Raw genomic sequence first — 25,530 nt, 5'->3', positions numbered from 1 at the left:
AATGAAAGCCTACTGTTTGCTTCTCTGTATAGAGAAGTTCGACGGTAGGCTTTTTTGTTTTAATCCCATCTCCCTTTTTAAGAACGTATCTATTTTTAAGAGCGTATAACTTTCTATATCGCTACAAGCGCTGCGACCTGAAAGTTCGTTTTTTTAAAACGAGACATATGGCTATATCATTAAAATTGCTTACTATAATATTAGTCGTAACGTGTTATGGTGACGATTCATCATTTTTGTAAATAAGTAGTAAGGGTTACAAGGAGTTATCTATGAATGTTAACCATACAATGAGTCCGGTTCGTAAAGCCGTTTTAGGGCTGTTAGCTCCATTGATTTACACATCAAGTGTTATGGCGACGGAAAACTCGGTCGAAAGTGCTCCAAATGCTAGTGTTTCACCTTATATTATCAATGGTAGCCCAACAACAGATACAGAGCTTACTAATACCTATCCAACGTTTACTAGTCTGTATTTCCATGATGGTTCAAAATTTGTCAATTATTGTGGTGGAACGGTTATAGATGGGCAATACGTGCTGACGGCTGCCCATTGTGTGTACGGAAGTTATGCGTGGATGCTTAATACTTGGGTTGTTCCAGGCATGGCCGACCAAACTAAGTATGATAATGGTGGCTACCAGTCCGCACGAGTTGAAAAAATTTATTATCCAAACAACTATAATGAAAACCTTGACCCTAGCCAAGGTGACGTACTGCCAAACGATATTGCTATCTTAAAGCTGAAGACGGCGTTGAATGTACGAGATTACTCATCCCTACTTAACTCTACATTTGACAACACCTATGCATTGAATCGTGGCAAAGATACGTTTAAAGCAGTTGGCCGGGGTTTGACGAGTCATATAACTGATGATCAAGGTAAAACTGTTTCTAGAACTGCTACAAATGTAGTAAATCAAGCGAGTTTAACTTTCGATGCAACGAATAGCTGTAATTCAACAGATAAACAGCTTTGTTTTGATGGCGTGGTGTTTGATGGTTACAAAAACTCGACGTGTAATGGTGATTCAGGTGGTCCAGTCTATTGGTGGGATGGGAGTAGCTATCAACAAATTGGTATTACTAGCTACGGGCCTGGAACATGTGGCAGCCTTGCTGAAAGATATACGTCCGTTTTTACGGAGATTTATGATTATGCAGGATGGATAGGGCGAGTTGTTTCAGGCACTGAAAACGCAACTTTTGAAGTTAGAAGTACACCGAGTTCTCGTGTTCTCGTACGTGTGAGCAATGGTGAAACCGTTGATTCATCTACTGCTTTGTTAGATGAAACGTCGATGCCGAAGATCAGCCTGTCGGGTAGCTCTAACTCAAGCGCAAGCACTGGTAGCAGTGGTGGTGGTGTATCATTTGGCTTGCTAGGTATGTTGATGTTGTTTGCCGGCTTTAGAAAGTTTACTGGCTTTAGAAAATAGCTTTACGTTAAACACTCTGTTTTTGAGTAAGTCGACGCTAAAAAGCATCAGCGTCGACTTAGTTATTTCGGTGTACTATCTATTCAAACTTGTTTATAAGCCTGTTTGCTGATATTGGCCTTCCTGCTATACCTTTCGATAATTTCATCCATTTGTTTTATTGCATCGTTGATATTTTGAATACCACCTTGCGCTACATATTTCTCGCTTTGAGTTAACGCAGAAAAAGCCTGCTTCAATTCCTTATCTTCCAGCATATTGCCATGTAACAACACTTCTTTGTAAGTCAACAGTCGATGTTGTACCGCAATAATGTCATCACGGGTATTTGCTGATTCTATAGCCTGCTGTATGCAAGGAAATGCCAATTTATATTGATTCGCAATTTCCGATCTCAAGCCATCATTATTCTCAATTTGCAACTTTTCTTACTTCCTACCACTTGAATATTCAAACTAATTTGTCTGTAAGTTTACGACTGGTATAAGTCTGAAGTTTATGAAACGTAACGTTTTTATCGGCCGAATAATATGCCTTTAATCGCTTATGTAAACTGTTCTAAGTCAATATGGTCTGCTTCTTGCTGAAATTAGGTCATAACTGTCTATTCTGGAGGTGCTTATGTCACAAGAACCAATAGTAATTGCGCTTATTGAGCGTAGGAAGCAAGGCAATTGGTCTCAAGAAAAATTAGCGGCTAGCGCAGGGATGAGTTTGAAAACCTACCAAAGAATTGAGCGGGGAGAGGCTGATATCAAAATGTCTCAGTATCGTTCGATCACGAGAACCTTGAAAGTGACAGACTTAGACATCGTACTTGATGTTGTTGGTGCATCTCAAGCAGCAGTGGAAGATGTAGCAGCGGTCAGTCGTTTGCTGACCAGTGAAGAGCGAATGCTGTTGATAAAATTGATTTTGTCGGTCAAAAAGAAGCAGTAGCCTTTTTCGAATCAATAGCGCTCGGACAAATAGTCATTTGAATAGATAGCGTTCAACTAAATAGCGCTAGGTATAGGTATCGAGCGTTGTTCAAATCAACGGGTTACAGCGGATGTGTCATGCTTGATTTGTTCGCGGGCGGAGCACAACAATCAGTTTACTCGTCCCCGTAGTTGTTTGGTGGTGCTTCTTTGTTTCTTACTCTCTAAACGTCTTTTTTGGGAGCCACGTGTCGGCTTCGTTGCACGTCTTACTTTTTGAACTTTTGTTGCTTCCAAGATCAGTTCTTTCAAACGGACCAAAGCGTCGTCTCGGTTTTGTTCCTGAGTTCTATACTGTTGAGCCTTTATGATAATCACGCCATCTTTAGTGATACGACTATCTTTATGTGCAAGGAGTTTCTCTTTGTAGTAATCAGGTAGAGTGGAATGCTTGATATCAAAACGTAAATGTATCGCGCTGGATACTTTATTGACGTTTTGGCCGCCGGCACCTTGAGCTCTGATCGCGGTTAACTGGAGTTCCCAGTCTTGAATTGAAACAGAGTTAGATATTTGTAACATAAACATCCATTTTGAACAGTAATATGCGGTCATGATACTGAATATTGGTTATGGTATCAGTAACTTTCTTAAAGAGTGGTAGTAGTGATGAAAATTGATTTAACGGCATATGAAGGATTAATCTTTGATATGGACGGTACGTTGATCGATACAATGCCTGCGCATGTGAAAGCATGGCAACAAACGGCGGAACAGTTCGGCTTTGATTTCGAAGCGTCTTGGCTGCATAGCTTAGGTGGGATGCCGAGTTATAAGATCGCGGGTGAGCTAAATAGTAAGTACGGTTTATCGCTCGACCCACGAGCGGTGTCTACGTTCAAAATGGCTTCGTTTGCAGCTATTGAAGACAAAGGAGATATTATCCCTTGTACGTATTCTCTTTTGATAGACCATCTCGGTGATAAGAAGATTGCGGTTGGAACGGGCAGTCAACGCAAGAGCGCAGAACAACTGTTAGATAAAACGGATATCTTGAGTAAGTTGGATATCTTAGTGACAGCGACAGATGTGAAGAATCACAAACCAAACCCTGATACTTTCTTAGCTGCTTGTTTTGGTATGGGTTTGCAGCCAAAGCAGTGTGTTGTGTTTGAAGATACTCACCTTGGTAAGCAGGCAGCCCATGCTGCGCATATGGATTGCATTCTGGTAGTCGAAGGGAATAAGCTTGAGTTCTACCCCGCACCGAATTGATTGTTAAGCGAATGACTCTAGAGTGAAATGAACAAGTTAGCGGGGCGGTGGTGCGACTCAGGCTTCTGCTATGCAATTTCGCTCATTTCGCTATCAAGGAACAAACATACACTGTTTCTACCTACTGCTTTTGCTTCGTATAGTGCTAAATCGGCGCACTTATAATTGAGTGCAGGTTCACCTGTTAGGTTGGTTATTCCGCCACTTATTGTAACGACGTTGTCGAACTCGATACTGATCGCGATTCTCAGCCTATTAAGCACATAGTCGGCTTCTTTTGGTGTCGTGTGAGGCAAGATAACCCCAAACTCTTCTCCACCAATACGAGCCACGAAGTCGGTATCTCGACATTCACGTTGCAGTACCTGTGCTACGATTTGAATCGCTTTATCGCCATAATCATGTCCAAACCTATCGTTAATGCGTTTGAAATGGTCAATATCCAATATGGCTAAGCAAGATTGCTCGCGAGTAGGGTAACGACTAACGCGAGAACACTCGTCACGAAGCTCCAGGTCGAACTTTCGTCTATTCCAACAGCCAGATAGTGCATCTTTTTCGCTAAGGTTTCTCAGTTTATTCTCGAGTTCTTTGCGTTTGCTGATATCAACAAATGATGCAACATAAAATTGAATAACATCTTTTGAGTCTTTGATGGTTTGGATTCGAAGAATTTCCGTGATCAAGGTGCCATCTTTTCGTCGGTTCACCACTTCGCCTTCCCACATCCCTGTCTCTTTAATGACGCTCCACATTTTAATGTAGAACTCTTCATTATAGCGGCCGGCGTTAAACAATGAAGGCTGTTTACCTTTTACATCTTCTAACTCGTAGCCACTGACACGGGTGAACTCTTGGTTTACTTTTATGATTCGGTTATTTCTATCTGTAATCACTAACGCCGACATGCCATTCATCGCCGCTTTTGCTAGTTGGCTATCTATGCTGTTTTTTTTATGATTTCTGTTCCACAGTACGAAACCTGCAGAAATCATTGAAATCAATATCGAGAGTATGATTATCTGAACGACTATGGCGTGATTTTCTTGTTGAAACTGAGTGTTAAATTGACGTTCTTCAATATGAAGAACCATATAAATTGGTCCTTCAAACTGCTTAATCTTAGGGCTGATGTCAGAGTGAAAATACCAGTTTTTACCATCAAAATAGCTGGATGAGGTGCCGCTTTGAATATTCTGCCACAGGCCTGGGGCTAGTTTTGCATACGTCTTGTCTGAACGTGATTCAATCACATGCCCAAATGAATCCTCAGGGTCGGGACCCATGATGACATGACCAGTTTTGTTAAGGATGACTGGAACTGTCGCTGATGTACCTATCTGGTAATGCAAGCGTTCATAGATCTCGCGCATATTTAGGTTAGCAATGAAATAGCCAATAATGTGCTCCCCTACAGTCACTGGCGTCATAATGCGAAGTGTCGGCGTAAAGGGGCGAACAAACTCTCCATTTTCAGCCTCAAGATCAATGCCTTTAGCGCTTACCTCTCCGATCGATAATTCTTGTAGCACTTTGTAGTAATCGCGAGAGGATTTGTTCTGTAGCTTGCGGTCTGCGACGATAGTTGCTTGACCATCATTGTAGTTGACGCGGAAGACTTCGTTGGCGTCTAGATCTAGGAAACGTAGTTGAGAGTAGTATCGTTGCCCGTTTGCTAATACCACCCAAAGATCCTGAAGTGCCTGTTTGTTACCAATCGAAGGTTCAGTAACTGCACGGAGTAGGGTCTGTGAAGCGGCAATAGAGGGAACCGCATTTGATATTTGCTCAACAATAATAGCGAGTTGATGAAAGCTGTATTCGATTTGGTTTTGATTAGACTGTTTGATGTTCAGCGCATGCTGAGCTTCAACCCGTTCAAATTCAGAGTTTATATAGAGAGCAGGGACTAATCCTAGGGTAAACATGGTGCATATAAATTGGCTGATTAGTTTATTTATATTCGTATTCATCACTGTCCTCGAAAAATCAGCGCAATACTATATATTTTATAGACCTATTAATGTGATCTTTACCCAAAACCTATAACAAGACTTGCATATTACTTTGGTTTCAATGAAATATATTGCAATTGGGGTGTTAATTGAGCCGTTAGAGCTGAGAAGTAGATGACCTGTCCGTCAATATGGTGGGGCAAAGTACAGACAGGCTATTCTAGATAAAGCGGATTTTTAGCCTATGTCTTGTCTTAATTAACTTAAGCCAACGATGTTTCCTTTGCTATCAATGTCCAACGACATAAAAGCTGGTTTATCAGGCAGGCCTGGCATGGTCATTACATTGCCGCACAGCGCGTAAATAAAGCCAGCACCAGCACACAGCTTTAGCTCCCTAACGGGTACGTCAAACTGAGATGGTGCACCTTTTATGTGCGCTTCAGTGGAGATTGACAGTGGCGTTTTTGCCAAACAAACCGATAGGTTGCTGTAGCCGTGTTGTCTAAACTCCGCCAACTGTTTTTTGGCAAGTGGTGATAGCGAGATACTTGCTGCGCCGTATCCAACTTCAGCGACTGCCATCAGTTTCTCTTCTAAGCTTTGCTCTGAGTGATATAAAGGTTCAAATTCACTGTCATGTCGGCAGGCCTTTATCACTGCGTTAGCCAACTGAGTTGCACCTTCGCCACCTTGGCCAAAGGCTTCACTCACTTCAACGCTCACGTTTGGATAAAAATCGGTGATCATCTGTTTCAAAGCGTCGAGCTCTTGAGCTGAGTCTTGTGGGAATCGATTAATCGCAACGACGGTAGGCACTTGGTATTGCTTAACGTTGTTGATATGCCATTTAAGGTTTTCAAAACCTGCAGTGAGCGCGTCTTGGTCATCATTAAAGATTGAGTCTGGTAGCGGAGTTCCCGGTCTCAAATCGTATAAACCAGAGTTGGCTTTTAATCCACGTAATGTTGCGACAATGACTGCACAATCGGGCTTTTTGTTCGATGCTTTCACTTTTATGTTACACGCTTTCTCAAAACCCATGTCCGAGCCGAAGCCACCTTCGGTCACGACAAAGTCACTTAGTTTTAACGCAATCTTATCGGCAATAATAGAAGAGTTACCGTGTGCGATGTTAGCGAAAGGCCCTGCGTGGATTAGGGTAGGAACCCCTTCAAGGGTTTGCATTAATGTTGGCTCTATGGAGTCCTTCATTGTGACGGTCATAGCACCTGCTACGTTGAAGTCATCTGCGGTTAATGGCAAGCCTTGGTTATTGTATGCGAGTACCACTCGCCCGATGCGTTTTCTTAAATCTTGAAGGTCATCAGTTAGAGCAAGAATTGCCATCAGCTCTGAAGCCGCTGAGATATCAAAGCCATCCTCGCGCTCAAAGCCATTAATTGTTTTGTCTGCTTCGTTCTTGCCAACCGTGATCATGCGTAATGCACGGTCATTATGGTCGAGAACACGTCGCCATACGATTCTGCTTGGGTCGATATCCAGTGCTTTTAAGCCCGAACGCGCTTCAAAGGCGTCTAAACCTTCACGCTGCTCATGATACAAACGAGCGTCAATAGCGGCAGAGGCGAGGTTATGAGCGACGGTTACGGCATGAATGTCGCCAGTCAGGTGAAGGTTCAATTGCTCCATTGGGGCAACTTGTGAATAGCCACCGCCGGCAGCACCGCCTTTTACACCAAATACCGGGCCCATTGAAGGCTGACGAATGCAGGCCATAGCGGATTGGTCAATCTTTGCTAGACCTTGTGCTAATCCGATAGTGGTAACTGTTTTGCCTTCGCCAAGAGGCGTTGGTGTGATAGCGGTCACCACGACCAATTTACCATCTTGTTGGTTGGCGAGGCGCTCAAGTGATGTGAGAGACACCTTAGATTTGTATTGCCCTAATGGCTGATGTTCATTGTTTTGAAGGCCAGCTTGCTTGGCAACCTCACTGATGTTTTTAAGGGGAGTAGAGCGACAAATATCAATATCAGACAGCATATTTGATCCTTATATCAGAACCGAAAGGTAGTACGTAAACGTTTGCGTGGCGATAGTACTGTATAAATTTGCCAAGTAAAGGCAAACCACATCAATTATGTGCTGGAAGATAACAGATCTAAAGAGTCATTGCGCAAGATCAAATCTTAAACGAGCAAAATATTCGATCTGATTACCTTCAGTTGCAATTATATTGAGGTTGAATACAAAAAGGGCTGCATATAGCAGCCCTTCAAGGAGTGGGTAATCTAACTTGGCGTTAACCTCTAAGAGTTAACTACCTAATATGGTCGATTAACGATCCCAGTATGTTTCTTCTAAGCTATCTTCGCGTTCAGGTAGTGCACGAGAAAGACGAGGAGAGTGCTGAGTCAACACTTCATAGCTTACACGGTTTGCATACTTACAAATTTGAGATAAAGACGAGTAAGTTAGGCAAGTGTGCTCGTGTTTTTCCGAGTTTGGTACATTCACGTGGTGGTAGCTGTTCGCTGCCATGTCGTGTAGTAGTGCAGAAAGTGCACCATCACCAGCGCCGTTTGTATTTTTAATCTCACGCGGGCCACCAAGGTAAGGGCCAATGTGAGAGTATACTTTTACTGGATCTTTACAGTCTTGCTTACGCATAGCTCGGCTGAATTCGAATTTATTGAACTCAGGGATGTTACCCGGTAACAATGGCAGGGTGGTTTCGCGTTTCGCTAGCTCATCTGTGTAACCTGCCATGTATAAACCTATAGGGCCTGCAGTACAGAGAACTAGGTCAACCCACTCAAGTGCTTTGTTAGCAGCTAGAAGCGGATCTTTTTCACCCGTTAACGCTTCACCCTCGTCTTCGTTCATCGCGACAATGGTTACGTTCTCTTTCAGGTATTCTTGCCACCATTCAGCGTTGCCTTCGATCACGTACTTAGTACCAAGTGTTAGTACTACTGGTACATTGTGCGCTTTCGCGTATTCGATCGCTTTTTGTACCGCTTTTGGCATCGGGTCTTCAGGCTTGCCGCGCATTAGGTATGAAGATACAACCAATGCAGATGCTTTCTCGAAAACTTTTTCAGGAATGCTTTCAGGAAGCAGTTGGTTCATGTGGCCTTCATTGATTGCAAACGTACGTTCACCATCTTCAGAAATAAGTGTGTAGCAACGACCAATAGGACCATCAACAGTTTGAAGGTGGTTTAGATTCATACGAGAAGAAGTGCGGCAAAGGTAACGATAGCCAAATGAGCCAACTTCAATCTTCTTCGACATAACGCCAAGCAATACAGATTTACTGTCTGCCAGTACGGAATAGTTGTGCAGTGTGTTGCCAATAGTATCGCCAGGGTATTGATGCGTGATCAAACCGCGCTCAACTAACTCTTCATATAACGCATCTGCTTTACTCTCTTCCAATACCAGTGAGTGACCTTTACTCAGCTCGTATTTTTCAAGGAACGCGTTATCAACACGGGCTTCGATATCAACAATCGTTTGACCAACACCGACAATCGTTGCGCGGTGAAGCTTAGGCGTTTGTTGCATTTGGTTGACCAACGGATCACGTGCGTGAGTTGGAAAATAGTGTTTAGATTTACGCTGTCCAGGAAACTTCATATGAAAAATACAGTGAAAAAATTTTGCCGCATAGTATCACATTTTGTTTCTGATTCTTTCATTTTTATTACATTTAGAATCACCTGCACAATGTCTGTACAGGTGATTTTACTTACTTTTGGCTAGAGGGTATTTACGTGAGACTATTCGGCTGGAACTCGTGTTGCAGGGTCAATGTAAGCCTTTGTACCCCAAAGTGGAACGGTTGAAAGGCTATGCTTGAAACTGCCTTCTGTTTCTTTAGTGGTGTATGACAAGTAGAGCAGCGATTGATTGTCTGCATCGTAGATTCGACGAACCTTCATTGTTTTGAAGAAGATACTTTTTGATTGTTTGAATACCACTTCACCAGATTTGCTTTTGTCTATTTTAGCAATCATTTCTGATGTAATTTCACCGGTTTGACGACAAGAGATAGAGCTATCGCTTGGATCAGAAAGGCTAAGGTTTGCTTCGATTGATGCGATATGACAAGTCACACCTGCGATTTTGTCGTCATCTAAAGAAGACATCTTGATATCTTTCATTGTGAAGAATCCAAGAGAGACGTCGCCAACCTCGTTGTCCGAACAGCCTGCCAACATTGTGATGATACCCGCTGCTATTAAGGCTTTTTTCATGAGAAGTCCTTTTTATTTATAGAGTTCTGTTTACTATAAGGATATTGAAACTTGAATACGAGTGTAGAGCTTTTCGTTAAGTTCTTAAAGGATGTTGTTGGAGAATGGAAAATATGAAGTATTTAAAGTACTTGTTGGCCTTGGTCATGCTCTGTATGCTCTGTGCTTGTAGCTCGGCACCTCAGTCGAATATATGTCTTCCAAGTAGCTGTGACATTTGGGGATACTAACCGTAGGTACTAAAAGAATGAATAACGAAATACCTGAAAGTGCAAAACAGAAAAATCAATGGCTGTTTAGTCAACTCGATATTGCCTATCCCGCAAAAGAGAGCTTGCTAGGCCGACAACTTTATCAAAGCAAACTCCCATCCAAGACATACCAACTCCTCGCTCAAGATCAAACGCCTTCACAAATTGATGAACTGCATAAAGTCGATTTCCATAAGCTGACCGTACTTTTCTCACTTAACCAAGCAAGTGTTTACCAAGATGAAGCCGAAAGGGCATACATGCTAGAGTTCTTGAGTCAGATTATGTTATCTGACGAACATGTCTTATACATAGGGACTCAAAATGGTGATGTTGCAGCGAGCGCTATCGTAACAGAAGCTGAAGATTCTCTGCTCATTTCAGACGTTGTTGTTGAAAGTGGTCAAAGTATCAACGGTTTTGCTAAGCAGTTACTTGATTTTTGGGCACAAGATCATGCTTCTCACGATAAAGTATGGGTCGAGAACTAAAGATTCTTTGAGGAAGCGTTAATCTAAGTACAATACCCTGTCTTATTAAAAGGGTGTTGTATGTGCAAGCTATTGTTCTCAATCGCTGTATTGTGTGTTAGCGCTTTTTCCTCTCACAGTTTTGCTAATGGCTGGGATATCAAGCGCATCCTAGTTTTACACTCATACGAACCTTCTTACCAATGGACTGCTGATTTCCAAAAAGGGATAGACAGTGCGTTCAGCCAATCTCAAACCGAAGTTAAGCTTTCAATCGAGTATTTGGATTCAAAGCGTGTCCATAGCCCTGAGTACTACGATTCTCTTGCGAACTACTTACGTACCAAGTATGCCGGTTATAAGTTTGACGGCGTCATTGCGGTTGACGACAATGCTGCTAACTTCCTTGAATCTCTGCCTAATTTGATCGATCGCTCCACACCTGTCGTTGCTGCCGGTATTAACGATTTCAGTACAGACATGTATTCGGTGTCTGATAGAGCAACTGTGCTTTATGAGAACGATCAGATAGACGTCAATATTAAGCTGATCTCTAAGTTAAGACCTAATCTCAAGAAGCTCTATTTCATTAATGATTACAGTGTCACTTCTGAGTTAATTCACAAAGATATGAATCGTGTGATGACGGAGTTCCCTAATATCACTTTGGTTGAAATACGCGATCTATCGTTAGTGCGTACCCGTCATTTTTTGGAAGGTATCTCTGCTGATGACGCGGTTTTGCTCAGTCATTACAACACCGAATTGAATCGAGGCGTGTACCACACTTACCAAGAGATTGCGGATGCATTGTCTAAAGCAAGTGCTGCTCCAGTGTTTGCTTTGTGGCAGTTCTATATTTCGGGAGATGTACTTGGTGGCTATGTGAATCACTCTAAAAGCATGGGTGAAGAGGCCGTTAACGCGCTAGATAAGTACCTACCACTTGGTTTCAACGAACCTTTAACTCCAGGTGATAACAAACGTTTTGTTTTCAATTATCCAGCGATGAAAAAGTTCGGCATCCGTGAGAGTACGCTACCTGATGAGGCTGTATTCATTAATGAGCCTTCATCCTTTATTCGTAAAAACTTTCAGTTGCTATTGGGTCTGTCGATGGTCATTGCGGGTTTGAGCCTGATTATTTTGATGCAGTTTGTCACTCTACGCCAAAAGAAAGAACTGGCTAAAAAGAGCAAACGAATCTTAAAGCTTCAGAAGCAAACACTGAATATTCAAAAAGATATGATTCATGTTCTCGGAGAGGCGATTGAAACTCGCTCTGGCGAAACCGGTAATCACGTTAAGCGTGTCGCCAAATTGTCTGCGTTGCTTGCTAAGTATCGAGGTTTGAGCCATCGCGAGGTCGAGATGATTGAAATCATCAGCCCAATGCACGATGTGGGTAAGATTTCGGTTCCTGAATCGATCTTAGATAAGCCTGGCAAATTAACCGACCAAGAGTGGGAGGTTATGAAATTTCATACGACGGCGGGCTATAATTTATTGAAGAGTGGAGCGGGCGATATTACCAACTTGGCTGCAATCATTGCCAATGAACATCATGAACGTTGGGATGGAGCAGGGTACCCTAATGGGAAGGTTGGTGATGAAATTCACTTGTTTGCTCGTATTACTGCGGTCGCGGATGTATTTGATGCGCTACTTAGTACGCGTTGTTACAAAGAGCCGTGGCCATTAGAGATGGTTGTTGATTTGTTCGAGAGAGAATGTGGCTATCAGTTCGATCCTGAGCTTACTCAATTACTATTGAGCCACTTACCCGAGTTTGTTGCTATTCGTGATTCGTATCCAGACACAGTCATCACTGAATGTCGCATTGAAGTAACGGACAAACCTATTGTTATTGAAGAATTGGCCGTGAGTTAACGGTTTATTGGCAAATAAAGTCGTGATTGGTGACGCTCAAAGCATATTAATTTAATGAATGCTGTTGCTTATGGTTGGGCATAAAGTGATCCACTGCATATTTCGCGTAGAGAAATAAGGACCGATAGGTAAAGTGTTACCTTAATCATCCCGCGTATTGAAAGAACACTATAGGATAAAACTTGAATTCAATGCGAGTGAGAGAGCTATGCGGTTAGAACAAACTAAATGTGTAATTTTCGATTGTGATGGAACACTCATCGATAGCGAGAAGCTGTGTTGTCAAGCTTTAGTTAATGTGTTTTCTAGCTTCGGGGCTAAGTTAAGCGTTAATGACTGCTATGTGCACTTTCAAGGTGGGAAGCTAGCTGACATCTTAATGGATACACAAGCACGTTTAGGGCTATCTATCTCCATCGATACACTCGAGCCGCTTTATCGCACTGAATTAGAAGCCTTGTTCCAACGCCATTTAAAGCCGATGGATGGTGCTATTGAGCTTATTGAATTCCTCAAGCAACAAGACATTGAGTTTTGTATAGCTTCCAATGCGCCTAAATCTCGAGTTGAATCTTCATTGGTAATGACAGGAATGCTCGACGACTTCAAAGGCAAAGTATTTTCAGCTTTTGATGCCAATAGCTGGAAACCTGAGCCTGACCTGATCATGTATACCGCAATGAATATGGGCTTTTTACCAAACGAATGTATTTATGTTGATGACACGGTGAAAGGCATTGAAGCTGGAGTTCGTGCGGGTATTCAATCTTTTAGATTGCGACCAACGTTTGAAGGTTCATTGAGTGATAATACTGAAGCCGACATAGCAGAGCTAGCGGCTCAGGATATTTACAGTTTGGAAGAAATCTCGATTTGGATTAATGGCAAGCGCTGCTCAAGTGGTGGTATACCGCACTCTGGAGCTTTGGTGGGGTAGAGCCTAATTGAAGGCTGACTACTTTGCTTAATTGTGTTGTGTGGAAACCGCATGCAGCACAAGTGAACTTCTCTCCACTTTCTGAAAGTAGATATTCGTCATGTTGGCATAAAGGGCATGTGATGTCGTCGGTGTATGGTGCATCTGTTTTATTCATTATGTGTCACCTGCAGCAAAAGGGTAAGCGAAAATAAGACCCGTTCAAATAGATTACCCCTAAGCTCGATTATTAGACAGTTTTGGCTCCTCTTAATCCCTCCTTTGCGACTTACTTCATGTTAATAACTGAGGGGTATGGATTTGCCATGGTTATTAATCGACATCAATAAAAAAAGGACTCTATATGAATCCTTCTTAGGTTTGCTCTTAATTCTGAGCATTAAGCATTAAGCATTAAGCATTAAGCATTCAGTGCAAATAGCTGATAGCTAGTTGCTAAGTGCTAAGTGCGGTATCTTGCCAAAGTTTGAGACAGAGAAACCGATGCTTCAGTCAGCTTAGATACGCCCTTTGAAGAGTTTTGAGCGACATCTTTGATTACGTCTGATTGGCCTCGTATATCATTAAGCTCAGCAGCGATGGTATTCGCTACGTTGCTTTGTTCATCAGCTGACGTTGCTATTTGTAGACTCATGTCCATTAGCGCTTGTGCGGAATCTGCAATCGAGTTTACGTCATCACCAATATGTGAAATGAGTTGGCTACTGGTTTGCGCTTGATCAACCGTTTGCACCGTGATCTTAGCTATGTTTTGACTCTCTTGCTGTAAGCGTTCAATCATCGTTTGGATCTCAACCGTAGCTGATTGAGTTCTGCTAGCGAGCGTTCTCACTTCATCAGCAACAACAGCGAAACCACGACCTTGTTCACCCGCACGAGCTGCTTCAATCGCGGCATTTAGTGCAAGTAAGTTGGTTTGCTCTGAAATTGCGTTGATCGTGGTGATGACTTCGTTGATTTGGCTTGTATTTACGTTCAAGCTCGTAACAGAAGACGAGGTTTGCTCAATCAAAGAAGAAAGGGTGGTGATCTCTGAGATGGCTTGCTGAACCATGGCATGACTATCATTGATTTGTTGAGCATCCTGCTCTGCTTGCTCTGTAGACCGAGCTGAAATATTCGATACTTCATTTGCTGATGCCGTCATCTGGTCCATTGCAGTTGCAACAGAGTCTAGAGATGAATTCTGGCTCATAATCTGTGTTTCACTGCGCTTCATCTCTTTTTCGAAAGAAGCTGACGTTTCACTCAGTGTTGCTGCGTTTTGGTTTACGTTATTGACTAGTTCACTTAGCGTATCCATTGAACGGTCAAGGGCGCAACCAATCGTACCAAACTCATCTCGTCCCGGATGGAAGCCAAGGCGAGATGTTAAATCACCATCACCAATCTTTTGAGTGGTTGAGTAAAGCACCCAAAGTGCGCCACCTAGGAAAGTAGCGACCCAGTAACAGAAAAGACCAAAAGGCACACACCACAAAAAACTGAGTAATAAAGAGTACAGTGCTTGCTGCTTTTGGTTCTGTGTATCACTAGTTGAAACGGTAAGAGAGTAGTAGTTGCCATCTTGTGCCAGTGCCGTAGCAGTCACGGAACCCGTGTTTGAAATAGTGGTTTCTTGAAGGCGTGTTTGTTGGCTTACTGAACGAACCGAAGCTGGGGAATCTGACGCTGATAAAATGCCTTGCAATTGAAACTCAACCTGCTGTTTTGCACTTGCGTCAATTTGTTCTACCTTGTTGACATAGTTGAAACCAGCAAGGCTTGCTACAGCGGCGAAAAAGATCAAGAAAATGACCCAAAACTTGTCGTTAATCGACATTTTAATAAACAGTTTGTCTATCGTTCTAAATTGTACTTCTTTCATAAAAACTCCACGGTAAATCCTTTACCGTGGACTCTAAATAACCGACCTTAATAAAAATGTGATTCCGATCGATTAATTATGAAAATTAATGATAGCAATATATCGTTCATGAGACATCAATCAAGTATTTTTGCTCTCGATGGGTTTATTAGCCTAATGATGGTAATAACCCTACAGAAATAAGGATTTGAATTGCAATGATAAACACGCCAACGCTACCCGCTAAAAACAGCGCTTTGCTTCCACCTAACACTTGGTAAGTTGATTCTGTAGCGTGAGGTTTTATTAATAAACCTGTGTAACGAACCTTGTATACCATCACTGTAGGCAGCAGAATCGCGAGCACTGAAAGTGCAATGGCAGCGTAACCCAAAGCCATGATAAAACCTTGTGGGTAGAACAGGGCAAAACCTAATGGTGGTAAAAAAGTGATAGCGGCCGTTTTAACGCGTTTGGCATTGCCTAGTTTCTTGCTTAGAGAGTCACCCATGAATTCAAATAACCCCAAGCTCACGCCAATAAAAGAAGTAAGAAGTGCAAGGTCAGCAAATACACCCACGATCAAGCTTAAGTTTGATTTATGAACCGTTTGCGATAGTGAGACTAGAAGCGCACCCAAGCTAGTATCAGACAATAATTGCTCTTGGCTAATCACACCCAACGTAACACTCTGCCAGAAAACATAGATGACTAAAGGCAGTGCAGAGCCAATAATCATGACCTTACGTAAAGAGCGAACGTCACCATCCAGGTATCGAACAATTGAAGGGATGCTGCCGTGGAAACCAAAAGAGGTAAACACAACCGGTATCGCAGCAACAATCAGCCCTTGTTGTAGTGGCATGCTCATTAGGTATTGAGAGGTGATGTTTGGTGCAAGGAAGCTGAGTACCAGTACCATAGCGATCAGTTTAAGTCCGAATAAAACGCGGTTAACTTTATCAACACTGTGTGTACCAATCGTCACAACTCCCGCAACTAACAGTGTAAATAGGAGTGTGGTGATTTGACCATTGAGTTCAATGCCTGCGATATCCGATATACGTTGGTTAAACTGCGCACCGCCACCTGCAATGTATGCGGCACACAAAGCGTAGAAAAGAAACATCACGGCGAAGCTTGCGATCCACTTTCCTTTTGTTCCTAAAATCGTGTGAGCTAACGTGTGTAGAGTTGCGTCCGATTCAGCGAATTGATGAAGCTCTACCATTAATAATGCAGTGAAGGCCATTAGAGCCCATAAGCCAAGCATTAGAAATAGTGAGGTCGAAAAGCCAATTCCTGCAGATGCGAGTGGAAGAGCGAGCATGCCTGCACCAATGGTTGTGCCTGCAATGATCAAAGTACTACCAAAAACCTTTGATTTATTCATTGTATATAATTCTTTACGTTAGGGTGGGTTTTCGTTGTATTTCTTCTGGTCTAAGAGAATAAACCCAAAGAATATCTCGATTTTCAAGTATCTTGATTGAGTTTAATTCTAAATGCAATGTTTAATGTAATTAAAAATATCCACTGTATATAAATGTGTACACTAGTTGGTGCGTAAGGAACTAAAAATGCTTAAGCAAACGTTTGAGTGTGATTTACTTCAAAATTTATAGGGTAATTTGTTGTAATTGGTGTAAGGTGGCAGTACATATGTCGTTCGCGTATGCCCCTTTAGCGTAAACAAGCGCTAATGATCGCGAGTAGCTTCAAGCTATAAATATGGAATGGGTAGAGTAGAGTGCGTTCATCAAAGTGACATAATATAAGTCCAAGATGGTGCACTAGTTAATCGGACAACATGTCCACACTAAGGAATAGAGGGGGCACGATGAGTGACCAATCTTATAATGACGAAAGTCTAGAGTTGTTAGATGCTATGGAAATTGGCATTGATTTATCTGACTATGAACAGACGGTTAAACAATTAGCAGAAGAGCTTTTCAAGTCTTCGAACTAAGTTTTTAAGATCTTTAATTAAGTTTCAAACTAAGTGTTACTGAACTAAAGGTTTATGTAGTTCAACGTTCTCAAATTAAACAATTCTTAAACTGAGCAAATCTCATTCGCTCACACGTCATAACAAAACTATCCTCATTAAAGTTCGCGAAGATAAACGAGTACGTTTACCATGTTACTTAGTTCTCGATACTTTAATGAGGTTCAATGAACTTTCTCGCACACCTCCACATCGCCAAGCATTGTAAAAGTAACTTAGCGGGTAATCTGTTAGGTGACTTCGTTAAAGGCGACCCTAGTAAGTACTATTCAAACTCACTTTCAGACGGAATAAGACTTCATCGATTCGTTGATAGTTATACTGATCATCATGATGTATCTCGTTCTGCAAAATCGCTTTTCTCACACCAAACACGACGCTTTGCACCTATCGCACTCGATGTATTTTGGGATCACTGTTTAGCCAATCATTGGGCTCAGTTCTCAACGCAATCACTTGAGCGCTTTTGCGTAGACAGCCATCAACAGATTTTTGAACACCAAGAGCCTCATTGGCCTGAGCACTTCATTACTGTTCACCAGAAAATGGCAGAACAACGTTGGTTGCTAAGTTATCAAGACATGTCTTCCATTGAGGTGGTATTGCAACGCATGGCGTTGAGACGGCCAAAGCTTGGGATGCTTAAATCTTGCTATCACGACTTAGAACATCACTACAGCACGTTGCAGTGTCACTTTTATGAGCTTTATCCTAGTGTTTTAGAAGAAGCGAAGCAGTTTAATGCGCTTCAAATGAAGAAAAATCAAAAGGAAAGGTAAACAGCGTAATGCAGGTTTGCTACAATCCGCGCCTATTTAATCTGTGAGCATCATACTATGTCTGAATCTACAAAATCTTTTAACCAACTAGGATTATCTGAGCATCTTCTTGCTACGCTATCAGAGCTTAACTTTACGGCTCCTACCAGTGTTCAAGAGCAAGCGATTCCATTGGTATTAGAAGGCAAAGATGTATTGGCTGGTGCTCAAACGGGTACAGGTAAAACGGCCGCATTTGGTTTGCCAATTATCCAAAGATTAATCGAGACAAAAGACAACGTTATTCCAAACCCGAAGCTAGTTCGTGCGCTTGTGTTGGTACCAACACGTGAACTAGCGCAACAGGTTTTCGATAACGTAACCAGCTACGCAAAGGGCACCGACATTAAAGTCGTGGTGGCTTACGGCGGCGTTAGCATGAAGGTTCAAACTGAAAATCTACGCGGGGGAGCAGATATTCTAGTCGCGACTCCGGGCCGTCTTATCGACCATATGTTCACTAAGAACATCATGTTGAGCCACACTGAAGTGTTGGTACTGGATGAAGCAGACCGTATGCTAGACATGGGTTTCATGCCTGATATCAAACGCATTCTTTCTCGTATGAATGAGGTGCGACAGACTCTGTTCTTCTCTGCGACGTTTGATAACAAAATTAAAGCTCTGGCACATCGAATGATGCAGTCACCAAGCGAAATTCAAGTGACGCCAAAAAACAGCACCGCTGACACTGTTACCCAGATGGTTTATCCGGTTGATAAATCGCGTAAAAGTGAACTATTGGCCTATTTGATTGGCTCAAAAAACTGGCAACAAGTGTTGGTGTTCACGAAAACTAAGCAGGGCACTGATGCTCTAGTTAAAGAGCTTAAGCTAGATGGCATTAAAGCGGCATCAATCAATGGGGATAAGAGCCAAGGTGCGCGCCAAAAAGCATTAGACGATTTCAAGTCAGGTAAAGTACGCGCGTTAATTGCAACCGACGTGGCAGCTCGAGGTATTGATATCCAGCAGCTAGAACAAGTTGTGAATTACGATATGCCATTTAAAGCGGAAGACTACGTTCACCGTATTGGCCGTACTGGCCGTGCTGGCAACAGTGGTTTAGCGATCTCTTTGATGAGTCAGGATGAAGCTTACCTACTGGGTGACATTGAACGATTGCTGGATACGCGCTTGCCTCAAGAGTGGTTAGAGGGTTTTGAACCAAGCCTAGAAAAAGATCTAGCTCCCGATCGAGGTGGTCGCAGTAAAAGTCGTTCATCAGAAAAACGTAAGATGAAAGCGAAACTTAAGATTCACCAAAATCGCGGTAAAGCGCGTCGTTAATCAGCCAGATTAAGATCTACAATATATAAGATATAAAAACGCGCCGTTACGGTTAGTTCTGTAACGGCGCGTTTTTATATCAAGCCAATTAGCTTCGTAATTGGTTATCAGAATTTGTGGTGTTCAGGATTACACTTCCACACGCAAGGCACCTCGTAAATCAACTCTTCAAGAGTCGTTGGGTTAAGCACCCATTCATCCTCAATAGCAAATTGATTGACCATTTGTTTATTGAACATCTGCCAATGCTTCATCAAAGCTTCATCAGGCGTCGCCTCCATATTCCCCTCGTTCCAAGTGCTTTCCATGAACGGGGTTAGGCAGACTGCACCGTTAGCGAACATGATCATTTGCCATTTTATTTCGAAAATATTAACGGTTTTTTCCGGGTTTACTTTGTTGTATTGGTCGGCCAACATATTGATTTCGTGCTCAAGGTCGCCGACGTTGTCGATGAAGTAATCGACCAGGTTGTCTTCTTGACGTACAGAATCCGAAAGAAGTTGCATCGGTCTTCGTGAGTGAATCATGTTGGTAAAAAGGCGCATAGCGAACAAATAGATCGAAATGTTGGGCGTTACGTCTTTTGGTAATTCTTGCATAATCTTACTGATGTAAGATTGAAAATACTCGTGTAAACAATCGCTTATGGCATGCCAGATCTTCTCTTTACTACCAAAGTGATGGCGGATAAGGCTATGAGAGACCCCAGCTTTTTCACTGATATTACGTAACGAAACTCGTTCATAACCTGCATCACAAAACATCTCTGCTGCAACAGCCATTATTTGAAATCGAGTCTCTTCAGCGTCTTTTGCGCTTCTTCTGCCTTGTTTCTTTTCAGTCATCTTCATTTCTACATTTACCTGATTACCACATTCTACACTGTTTTCCTTGAAATAAAAAATACTGCACAAGTGGAAAGTAAAGCTTGAGAATTCTTTAATAATAAATATACTGCACACCTGTGTAATAAATCATAATAATTAAATGGAGAAGCATCATGCAATCCAATTTGTCTATCAAAGCTATACCGACCAAGCGTACGGGCGCGGTTATTGCCGCACTATTGCTCGCTGGCTCTCTAACTGGATGTAACAAAGTTCAGTCAGAGGAAAATGAGCAGGTAATCAAGCCTGTAAAGTTGTTTGAGATTCCTCTGCAGGTAGATATCGAGCTTGATAGTTTTATCGCAAAAGTAGATGCGACCGACCGCGCTGCTCTTTCATTTCAAGTGGGTGGCGATATCGAAGTTTTCGATGTTCGTATGGGACAAGAAGTGAAGAAAGGCCAAGTTTTAGCCGTGTTAGATGCAACGGATTACCGAATTGCTGTTGATGCTGCACAAGCGAAATTTGACTTGGCGAACAGTCAATACAAGCAGGCTTCAGAGTTGTACTCGAAAAAGCTTGTGAGTACCGATTATTACGACCAAGCCGTGAACACCTTTACTGCCGCTGACGTTGAGTTGGACCAAGCAAAAACAAACCTTGGTTACACCACATTAGTTGCTCCATTCGATGGCGTGGTGTCTATGGTGTTTGGTAAGCAATATCAGTTAATTGCTGAAAAGCAGCCAGTTCTTAATATTTTGAATCACAGTGAAATGGATGTGACGTTCTCTATTCCGGTATCTAAGCTTGAAGACCGTTCTATTCAAGACCTAACGAGCTCAAACATGTGGGTTGTAATGGATAGCCACCGCAGTATTCGTATCCCAACGCGTTTTAAAGAGATCTCTACACAACCAGATGAAGACACCAACAGCTACCAAGCGGTTGTATCTATCGACAAGCCGGTAGGCATCAATCTACTTTCTGGAATGACAGCGCAAGTTGAAGTTCAGAAGAGTAAATCAGACTACGGTATTGGCATTGTTGATTCAGCTTGGCTAACCAAACAAGCTGACCATGGCGAGCTATGGCGCTATAACCCAGAATCTCGATCGATTTCTAAAGTACAAGTCCTGCTTGATGAGCAAGGCAAAGTTATTGAAGGTCTCTCTTCTGGCGACCTTATCGTTGAAGCAGGTGTGGATGTGTTATCAGACGGACAGCAAGTAAAAGCTTGGCTTCGTGAGGGGGGGATTTAATGAACCTTTTAAAATTATCAGTTGTTGTCGCGTCGGTTTTGTTACTTCAAGCCTGTAACAATGAAGCTGTACACCGTGAACAACCGCCTTTATTGGTTTCTACCTTTGACGTTGGCGCGCCGCTGACTGATCAGTTCAGAAGTTTTAATGGGCAGGTGATGCCTGCAGAACTTACACCGTTGGCATTTAAGCTTGCAGGCGAAATTCAACAAGTATTGGTGGAAGCAGGTGACAAAGTCGAAAAAGGGCAGTTATTAGCCACCTTAGATAACGCAACGTACCTTCAAGATCTAACTGATGCTAAATCTCAATTCAAACTGGCGAGCAAACAATTGGCCCGTGGTACGGAGATGTTTGGCAGCGAGATGTTATCGCAATCAGAACACGACCAACTGACTGCTAACTACAAGCTAGCATCGGCGAATTTGGCGGCAGCAAAACGCAAGCTAAGTTACACAGAGCTTTTAGCGCCATTCTCAGGAACAGTTTCAACCGTCGATAAGCAACGATTCGAGAATACGACTCCTGGGGAGATACTCCTGAGTGTGTACCAAAACGATAAAGTGTATGTACGAATTCAAGTATCAGATTCGATCTTGGCATCAATTAGCCCAGACATGCGTTCAAATAGCTATCGTCCTGAGGCGAGCTTTGGTGGTCACACAGGCCAATATCCACTGACGTATCTAGAGCACACTAGCGAATTGCACCCACAATCACGTACCTACGAGTTTTGGATGCAGATGCAGCAGCCTGAAAGTGAAATTCTGCCGGGCACGAGCGTTACGGTCAATGTCGATATGGCGAAAGCGGGTCTGAGTGATGTTCAAGGCTACCAGTTACCAATGACAACGCTAGAAGCGGGCTCTGAAGCTAATCAGTTCTATGTGTGGAAAATGGAAGACGGACAAGCGTTCAAAAGCGAAGTAGAAGTCGACAAGATCAGTGGCCAAGGCGCATTAATCGCTCATGGTGTTGAGCAAGGTGATCGACTCGTAAACTCGAATCTAAGAAAACTCCGTGACGGAATCGAATTGTCAGGAAAAGCAGAATGAACATCGCAGAATATTCAATAAAAAACAAAGTAATCAGCTGGCTGTTTCTAGTCATTTTGGCCATTGGCGGTGTGTCGTCTTTTGGCAACCTATCCCGTTTAGAAGACCCAGCTTTTACCATTAAAGATGCAATGATTATTTCAACTTACCCCGGCGCTACGTCTATGGAAGTTGAAGAAGAGTTAACGTATCCACTTGAAAAAGAGATACGACAGCTGCCTTATATCGACAAGATAACCTCAACGTCGTCGAATGGTATGTCTCAAATTATGGTGAGCATGAAGATGGACTACGGTCCAGATGAGCTGCCTCAAATCTGGGATGAAATGCGTCGTAAGATCAACGATCTACAGCCCACGCTTCCTAGTGGTGTTAACTCCGTTCAGATCATTGATGACTTCGGTGATGTGTTTGGCGTGATGATCATGCTGACGGGTGATGGCTACGATTACGTTGAGCTCAAACAATATGCTGATTATCTAACGCGTGAAATCGAATTGGTCGACGGTGTAGGAAAAGTAAGCATTGCAGGTGACCAACAAGAGCAATTGTTCGTTGAGATGTCACTTGAGCGATTAGCGGCGCTGAACCTAGATATGTCGATGGTAACGTCACTGTTAGCACAACAAAACAGTGTGGTATCGGCAGGCGAGGTAATGCTCAACGGTCAAAGCCTAACCATCAAACCTAACGGAACATTGAGCACGGTTGAAGAGCTAGAAAACTTAATCATTCATGGTCGTGACACAGGCAATTTGATTCGCTTGAAAGATGTCGCTGAGGTTACTCGCGGTATCCAAGAAAAACCGAGCAATGTATTAACTTACAACGGTAAACCTGCGATCAACCTAGGTATTGCGTTCTCTTCAGGCGTAAACGTGGTTGAGATTGGTAAAGCATTGGATGCGGAACTGGATCGCCTAGAAAGTATTAAACCAGCGGGTGTAGAACTGAACTACTTCTACAACCAAGCACAAGAAGTAGACAAATCAGTGGCTGATTTTTTAATCAGCCTAGTTGAAGCGGTAGCCATCGTTATTATTGTTCTGCTGTTCGCCATGGGTCTACGCAGTGGTTTGATCATCGGTTTAGTTCTTCTATTGACGGTATTTGGAACCTTCATCCTGATGGATTACAACGATGTCGAACTGCACCGTATCTCACTGGGTGCTTTGATCATCGCGCTCGGTATGCTGGTGGACAACGCGATTGTTGTCGTTGAAGGTATTCTAGTTGGTTTGAAGAAAGGAAAGACTAAGCTTCAAGCAGCAAAAGACATCGTGACACAAACGCAATGGCCACTATTGGGTGCGACCATTATTGCTATCACAGCCTTTGCGCCGATCGGTTTGTCAAAAGACGCAACGGGCGAGTTCATGGGCTCACTGTTCTGGGTATTGTGTTTCTCATTGTTCTTGAGCTGGGTTACAGCGCTAACGCTGACTCCGTTCCTTGCAGAAATGATGCTGAAAGAAGAAGACAAGGTCGATGAGAACGAAGACCCATATAAAGGTATTCTGTTCGTTGTCTTCGGCGCGTCTCTGAAATTTGCATTGCGCTTCCGATGGTTAACTGTCATCAGTATGATTGCTCTGCTAGCTGGTTCGATTGTTGGTTTTGGTATGGTGAAGCAACAGTTCTTCCCGCCATCAAACACGCCAATGTTTTACGTCGATATGTGGATGCCAGAGGGCACCGATGTTCGTGAAACGATCAAGCAGACAGAAAAAGTTGAAAGCTACATTCGCCAGCAAGGCGACGTAGAGTTTGTAACCACAACAGTTGGGCAGGGCATGCAACGTTTTGCGCTGACATATCAACCCGAGAAAAGTTACGAAGCGTACAGCCAGTTGCAAGTAAGAACGACTGACCGCGACACCATGTTTAAAGTCCTAGAAGGGCTAGACAAGGACTTGGCCAACAAATTTGAACAACCTACATTCCAATTTAAACTGATTGAGTTTGGCCCATCACCAGCTTCGAAAATTGAAGCGCGTATTATCGGTGCTGACCCTCAAGTATTGCGTAGTATTGCTGTTGAGGTAGAAGATATCTTTTTGGCGGATCCTGGCTCTCGAAATGTTCGTCACGACTGGCGTGAACGCACTAAAGAACTAGTGCCGCTATTTAACGAGTCAAAGGCACGTCGTCTTGGCATTTCAAAAACTGACCTTTCTGAAACGTTACAAATGGCGTTTGGTGGCTACAACATCGGTTTACTGCGTGATGGTACTCATATGTTACCTATCGTTGCGCGTTTACCGGAAGAAGAGCGTTTTGACTTCGAATCACTGAACAACGTGAAGATTTGGAGCCCATCGCTACAAACTTACATCCCAGTTGAGCAAGTGATTGATGGCGTAGAGCTTCAATGGTCTGAGCCACTGATTCAACGTCGTGATAGAAAACGTACGCTAACGGTATTGGCTGACCACGATGTTCTTGGTGATGAAACACCTGCGAGTTTGTTTGCTCGTGTGAAACCACAAGTAGAAGCATTAGCTCTACCAGAAGGCTACAGCATCAGTTGGGGCGGCGAATACGAAAGCTCTAAAGATGCACAAGAATCTCTATTTGGTTCACTACCAATGGGTTACTTGCTGATGTTTATTATCACCATGCTCCTGTTTAACTCGGTTCGTAAGCCGCTTGTGATTTGGTTTACGGTACCACTTTCTATCATTGGTGTTTCGATTGGTCTGTTAGGTACCAATATGCCATTCAGTTTCACGGCTTTCCTAGGCTTACTGAGCTTAAGCGGCATGATTTTGAAAAATGGTATCGTCCTGCTTGACCAGATAAACACTGAACTCTCAACAGGTAAAGACCCATACCTAGCGGTTGTCGACAGCGCGATTAGTCGTGTACGACCGGTATCTATGGCAGCACTAACGACTATCTTGGGCATGATTCCCTTGGTATTCGATGCATTTTTCGGCTCGATGGCGATTACCATCATGGCAGGCTTAGGCTTTGCTACAGTACTAACGCTAATAGTAGTACCAGTGATGTTCGCCATTCTATATAGAATCAAACCTTCCACTGCGGGTTATTAGGG

At 42.9% G+C, this 25,530-nt stretch carries 21 protein-coding genes; 12 read left to right on the top strand and 9 right to left on the bottom strand.

From position 1 onward, the window contains the following. The first annotated feature begins 272 nt into the window (after positions 1-272). Positions 273-1,439 carry a trypsin-like serine protease gene (locus Q5H80_RS18160; RefSeq protein WP_304569479.1) on the top strand — a complete coding sequence of 389 codons (1,167 nt, stop codon included), beginning with the start codon at positions 273-275 and terminating at the stop codon, positions 1,437-1,439. 83 nt (positions 1,440-1,522) lie between these two features. Here Q5H80_RS18160 and Q5H80_RS18155 read toward each other — a convergent pair whose 3' ends face one another. Further along, a complete protein-coding gene (locus tag Q5H80_RS18155) occupies positions 1,523-1,861 on the bottom strand; it encodes a hypothetical protein (protein WP_304569478.1) in 339 nt (112 codons plus the stop codon). Between the two features lie 199 nt (positions 1,862-2,060). Between Q5H80_RS18155 and Q5H80_RS18150 the strand changes: the two genes are divergently transcribed. Beyond that, positions 2,061-2,378 carry a helix-turn-helix transcriptional regulator gene (locus tag Q5H80_RS18150; protein WP_304569477.1) on the top strand — a complete coding sequence of 106 codons (318 nt, stop codon included), beginning with the start codon at positions 2,061-2,063 and terminating at the stop codon, positions 2,376-2,378. A 152-nt stretch (positions 2,379-2,530) separates the two neighbouring features. Here the strand turns inward: Q5H80_RS18150 and arfB are convergent, their stop codons facing one another. After that, on the bottom strand, positions 2,531-2,941 hold the full coding sequence (arfB, locus tag Q5H80_RS18145; RefSeq protein ID WP_304569476.1) for an alternative ribosome rescue aminoacyl-tRNA hydrolase ArfB: 411 nt from the start codon (positions 2,939-2,941) through the stop codon (positions 2,531-2,533). 87 nt (positions 2,942-3,028) lie between these two features. On the opposite strand from arfB, the gene Q5H80_RS18140 reads away from it, so the two are divergent. After that, positions 3,029-3,634, top strand: coding sequence for a beta-phosphoglucomutase family hydrolase (locus tag Q5H80_RS18140; RefSeq protein ID WP_304570776.1), 606 nt, complete (start codon positions 3,029-3,031; stop codon positions 3,632-3,634). A gap of 68 nt (positions 3,635-3,702) precedes the next feature. On the opposite strand, the gene Q5H80_RS18135 is transcribed toward Q5H80_RS18140, so the two are convergent. The 4 genes from Q5H80_RS18135 to Q5H80_RS18120 form a co-directional block, all read right to left on the bottom strand. After that, complete coding sequence (locus Q5H80_RS18135) at positions 3,703-5,607, bottom strand: diguanylate cyclase (RefSeq protein ID WP_304569475.1); 1,905 nt, start codon at positions 5,605-5,607, stop codon at positions 3,703-3,705. Between the two features lie 240 nt (positions 5,608-5,847). Then, positions 5,848-7,596 (bottom strand): formate--tetrahydrofolate ligase, encoded by a 1,749-nt coding sequence (locus Q5H80_RS18130; RefSeq protein WP_304569474.1) that lies wholly within the window; start codon positions 7,594-7,596, stop codon positions 5,848-5,850. 294 nt (positions 7,597-7,890) lie between these two features. Further along, positions 7,891-9,195, bottom strand: a complete 1,305-nt coding sequence (locus Q5H80_RS18125) for an inosine/guanosine kinase (RefSeq protein ID WP_304569472.1) — start codon at positions 9,193-9,195, stop codon at positions 7,891-7,893. 143 nt (positions 9,196-9,338) lie between these two features. Further along, on the bottom strand, positions 9,339-9,815 hold the full coding sequence (locus tag Q5H80_RS18120) for a CreA family protein (RefSeq protein ID WP_304569471.1): 477 nt from the start codon (positions 9,813-9,815) through the stop codon (positions 9,339-9,341). 247 nt (positions 9,816-10,062) lie between these two features. On the opposite strand from Q5H80_RS18120, the gene Q5H80_RS18115 reads away from it, so the two are divergent. The 3 genes from Q5H80_RS18115 to Q5H80_RS18105 all read left to right on the top strand — a co-directional run bounded on the left by Q5H80_RS18115 (position 10,063) and on the right by Q5H80_RS18105 (position 13,363). Beyond that, positions 10,063-10,557 carry a hypothetical protein gene (locus Q5H80_RS18115; RefSeq protein WP_304569470.1) on the top strand — a complete coding sequence of 165 codons (495 nt, stop codon included), beginning with the start codon at positions 10,063-10,065 and terminating at the stop codon, positions 10,555-10,557. Between the two features lie 60 nt (positions 10,558-10,617). Further along, entirely contained in the window at positions 10,618-12,426 is a 1,809-nt protein-coding gene (locus tag Q5H80_RS18110; RefSeq protein WP_304569469.1) for an HD domain-containing phosphohydrolase, read from the top strand. A 208-nt stretch (positions 12,427-12,634) separates the two neighbouring features. After that, a complete protein-coding gene (locus tag Q5H80_RS18105) occupies positions 12,635-13,363 on the top strand; it encodes an HAD-IA family hydrolase (RefSeq protein WP_304569468.1) in 729 nt (242 codons plus the stop codon). A gap of 442 nt (positions 13,364-13,805) precedes the next feature. Here the strand turns inward: Q5H80_RS18105 and Q5H80_RS18100 are convergent, their stop codons facing one another. Continuing rightward, positions 13,806-15,230: a methyl-accepting chemotaxis protein gene (locus Q5H80_RS18100; RefSeq protein WP_304569467.1), complete on the bottom strand. Its 1,425-nt coding sequence runs from the start codon at positions 15,228-15,230 to the stop codon at positions 13,806-13,808. 148 nt (positions 15,231-15,378) lie between these two features. Next, on the bottom strand, positions 15,379-16,602 hold the full coding sequence (locus tag Q5H80_RS18095; RefSeq protein ID WP_304569466.1) for an aromatic amino acid transport family protein: 1,224 nt from the start codon (positions 16,600-16,602) through the stop codon (positions 15,379-15,381). A 447-nt stretch (positions 16,603-17,049) separates the two neighbouring features. Here Q5H80_RS18095 and Q5H80_RS18090 point away from each other — a divergent pair, with 447 nt between their 5' ends. From Q5H80_RS18090 to Q5H80_RS18080, 3 genes are all read left to right on the top strand, one after another. Next, positions 17,050-17,178, top strand: coding sequence for a hypothetical protein (locus Q5H80_RS18090; protein WP_017059831.1), 129 nt, complete (start codon positions 17,050-17,052; stop codon positions 17,176-17,178). 206 nt (positions 17,179-17,384) lie between these two features. Then, a complete protein-coding gene (locus tag Q5H80_RS18085; protein WP_304569465.1) occupies positions 17,385-17,996 on the top strand; it encodes an ACP phosphodiesterase in 612 nt (203 codons plus the stop codon). Positions 17,997-18,053: 57 nt separating this feature from the next. Beyond that, positions 18,054-19,325, top strand: coding sequence for a DEAD/DEAH box helicase (locus tag Q5H80_RS18080; RefSeq protein ID WP_012600681.1), 1,272 nt, complete (start codon positions 18,054-18,056; stop codon positions 19,323-19,325). Positions 19,326-19,432: 107 nt separating this feature from the next. Here Q5H80_RS18080 and Q5H80_RS18075 read toward each other — a convergent pair whose 3' ends face one another. Then, positions 19,433-20,179: a TetR/AcrR family transcriptional regulator gene (locus Q5H80_RS18075; RefSeq protein ID WP_304569464.1), complete on the bottom strand. Its 747-nt coding sequence runs from the start codon at positions 20,177-20,179 to the stop codon at positions 19,433-19,435. A 149-nt stretch (positions 20,180-20,328) separates the two neighbouring features. On the opposite strand from Q5H80_RS18075, the gene Q5H80_RS18070 reads away from it, so the two are divergent. The 3 genes from Q5H80_RS18070 to Q5H80_RS18060 are packed head-to-tail and all read left to right on the top strand — an operon-like array spanning position 20,329 to position 25,528. Then, positions 20,329-21,417, top strand: coding sequence for an efflux RND transporter periplasmic adaptor subunit (locus tag Q5H80_RS18070; RefSeq protein WP_304569463.1), 1,089 nt, complete (start codon positions 20,329-20,331; stop codon positions 21,415-21,417). Further along, positions 21,417-22,472 carry an efflux RND transporter periplasmic adaptor subunit gene (locus Q5H80_RS18065; protein WP_304569462.1) on the top strand — a complete coding sequence of 352 codons (1,056 nt, stop codon included), beginning with the start codon at positions 21,417-21,419 and terminating at the stop codon, positions 22,470-22,472. The genes Q5H80_RS18070 and Q5H80_RS18065 overlap by 1 nt, the downstream gene beginning before the upstream one ends. Then, positions 22,469-25,528, top strand: a complete 3,060-nt coding sequence (locus Q5H80_RS18060; RefSeq protein ID WP_304569461.1) for an efflux RND transporter permease subunit — start codon at positions 22,469-22,471, stop codon at positions 25,526-25,528. The genes Q5H80_RS18065 and Q5H80_RS18060 overlap by 4 nt, the downstream gene beginning before the upstream one ends. Positions 25,529-25,530 lie beyond the last annotated feature (2 nt).

The sequence above is a fragment of the Vibrio sp. SNU_ST1 genome (assembly GCF_030563405.1).
Taxonomy (GTDB): Bacteria; Pseudomonadota; Gammaproteobacteria; order Enterobacterales; family Vibrionaceae; genus Vibrio.
Note: the sequence above shows the minus strand (reverse complement) of the source record. Positions and strands in the feature narration are given on the sequence as shown.

What these genes read in the sequence shown, in the direction of transcription:
- Q5H80_RS18160 (WP_304569479.1), top strand. Translation starts at nt 273, where the DNA reads ATGAATGTTAACCATACAATGAGTCCGGTTCGTAAAGCCGTTTTAGGG.
- Q5H80_RS18150 (WP_304569477.1), top strand. Translation starts at nt 2,061, where the DNA reads ATGTCACAAGAACCAATAGTAATTGCGCTTATTGAGCGTAGGAAGCAA.
- arfB (WP_304569476.1), bottom strand. Translation starts at nt 2,941, where the DNA reads ATGTTACAAATATCTAACTCTGTTTCAATTCAAGACTGGGAACTCCAG.
- Q5H80_RS18140 (WP_304570776.1), top strand. Translation starts at nt 3,029, where the DNA reads ATGAAAATTGATTTAACGGCATATGAAGGATTAATCTTTGATATGGAC.
- Q5H80_RS18135 (WP_304569475.1), bottom strand. Translation starts at nt 5,607, where the DNA reads ATGAATACGAATATAAATAAACTAATCAGCCAATTTATATGCACCATG.
- Q5H80_RS18130 (WP_304569474.1), bottom strand. Translation starts at nt 7,596, where the DNA reads ATGCTGTCTGATATTGATATTTGTCGCTCTACTCCCCTTAAAAACATC.
- Q5H80_RS18125 (WP_304569472.1), bottom strand. Translation starts at nt 9,195, where the DNA reads ATGAAGTTTCCTGGACAGCGTAAATCTAAACACTATTTTCCAACTCAC.
- Q5H80_RS18120 (WP_304569471.1), bottom strand. Translation starts at nt 9,815, where the DNA reads ATGAAAAAAGCCTTAATAGCAGCGGGTATCATCACAATGTTGGCAGGC.
- Q5H80_RS18115 (WP_304569470.1), top strand. Translation starts at nt 10,063, where the DNA reads ATGAATAACGAAATACCTGAAAGTGCAAAACAGAAAAATCAATGGCTG.
- Q5H80_RS18110 (WP_304569469.1), top strand. Translation starts at nt 10,618, where the DNA reads ATGTGCAAGCTATTGTTCTCAATCGCTGTATTGTGTGTTAGCGCTTTT.
- Q5H80_RS18105 (WP_304569468.1), top strand. Translation starts at nt 12,635, where the DNA reads ATGCGGTTAGAACAAACTAAATGTGTAATTTTCGATTGTGATGGAACA.
- Q5H80_RS18100 (WP_304569467.1), bottom strand. Translation starts at nt 15,230, where the DNA reads ATGAAAGAAGTACAATTTAGAACGATAGACAAACTGTTTATTAAAATG.
- Q5H80_RS18095 (WP_304569466.1), bottom strand. Translation starts at nt 16,602, where the DNA reads ATGAATAAATCAAAGGTTTTTGGTAGTACTTTGATCATTGCAGGCACA.
- Q5H80_RS18090 (WP_017059831.1), top strand. Translation starts at nt 17,050, where the DNA reads ATGAGTGACCAATCTTATAATGACGAAAGTCTAGAGTTGTTAGATGCT.
- Q5H80_RS18085 (WP_304569465.1), top strand. Translation starts at nt 17,385, where the DNA reads ATGAACTTTCTCGCACACCTCCACATCGCCAAGCATTGTAAAAGTAAC.
- Q5H80_RS18080 (WP_012600681.1), top strand. Translation starts at nt 18,054, where the DNA reads ATGTCTGAATCTACAAAATCTTTTAACCAACTAGGATTATCTGAGCAT.
- Q5H80_RS18075 (WP_304569464.1), bottom strand. Translation starts at nt 20,179, where the DNA reads ATGAAGATGACTGAAAAGAAACAAGGCAGAAGAAGCGCAAAAGACGCT.
- Q5H80_RS18070 (WP_304569463.1), top strand. Translation starts at nt 20,329, where the DNA reads ATGCAATCCAATTTGTCTATCAAAGCTATACCGACCAAGCGTACGGGC.
- Q5H80_RS18065 (WP_304569462.1), top strand. Translation starts at nt 21,417, where the DNA reads ATGAACCTTTTAAAATTATCAGTTGTTGTCGCGTCGGTTTTGTTACTT.
- Q5H80_RS18060 (WP_304569461.1), top strand. Translation starts at nt 22,469, where the DNA reads ATGAACATCGCAGAATATTCAATAAAAAACAAAGTAATCAGCTGGCTG.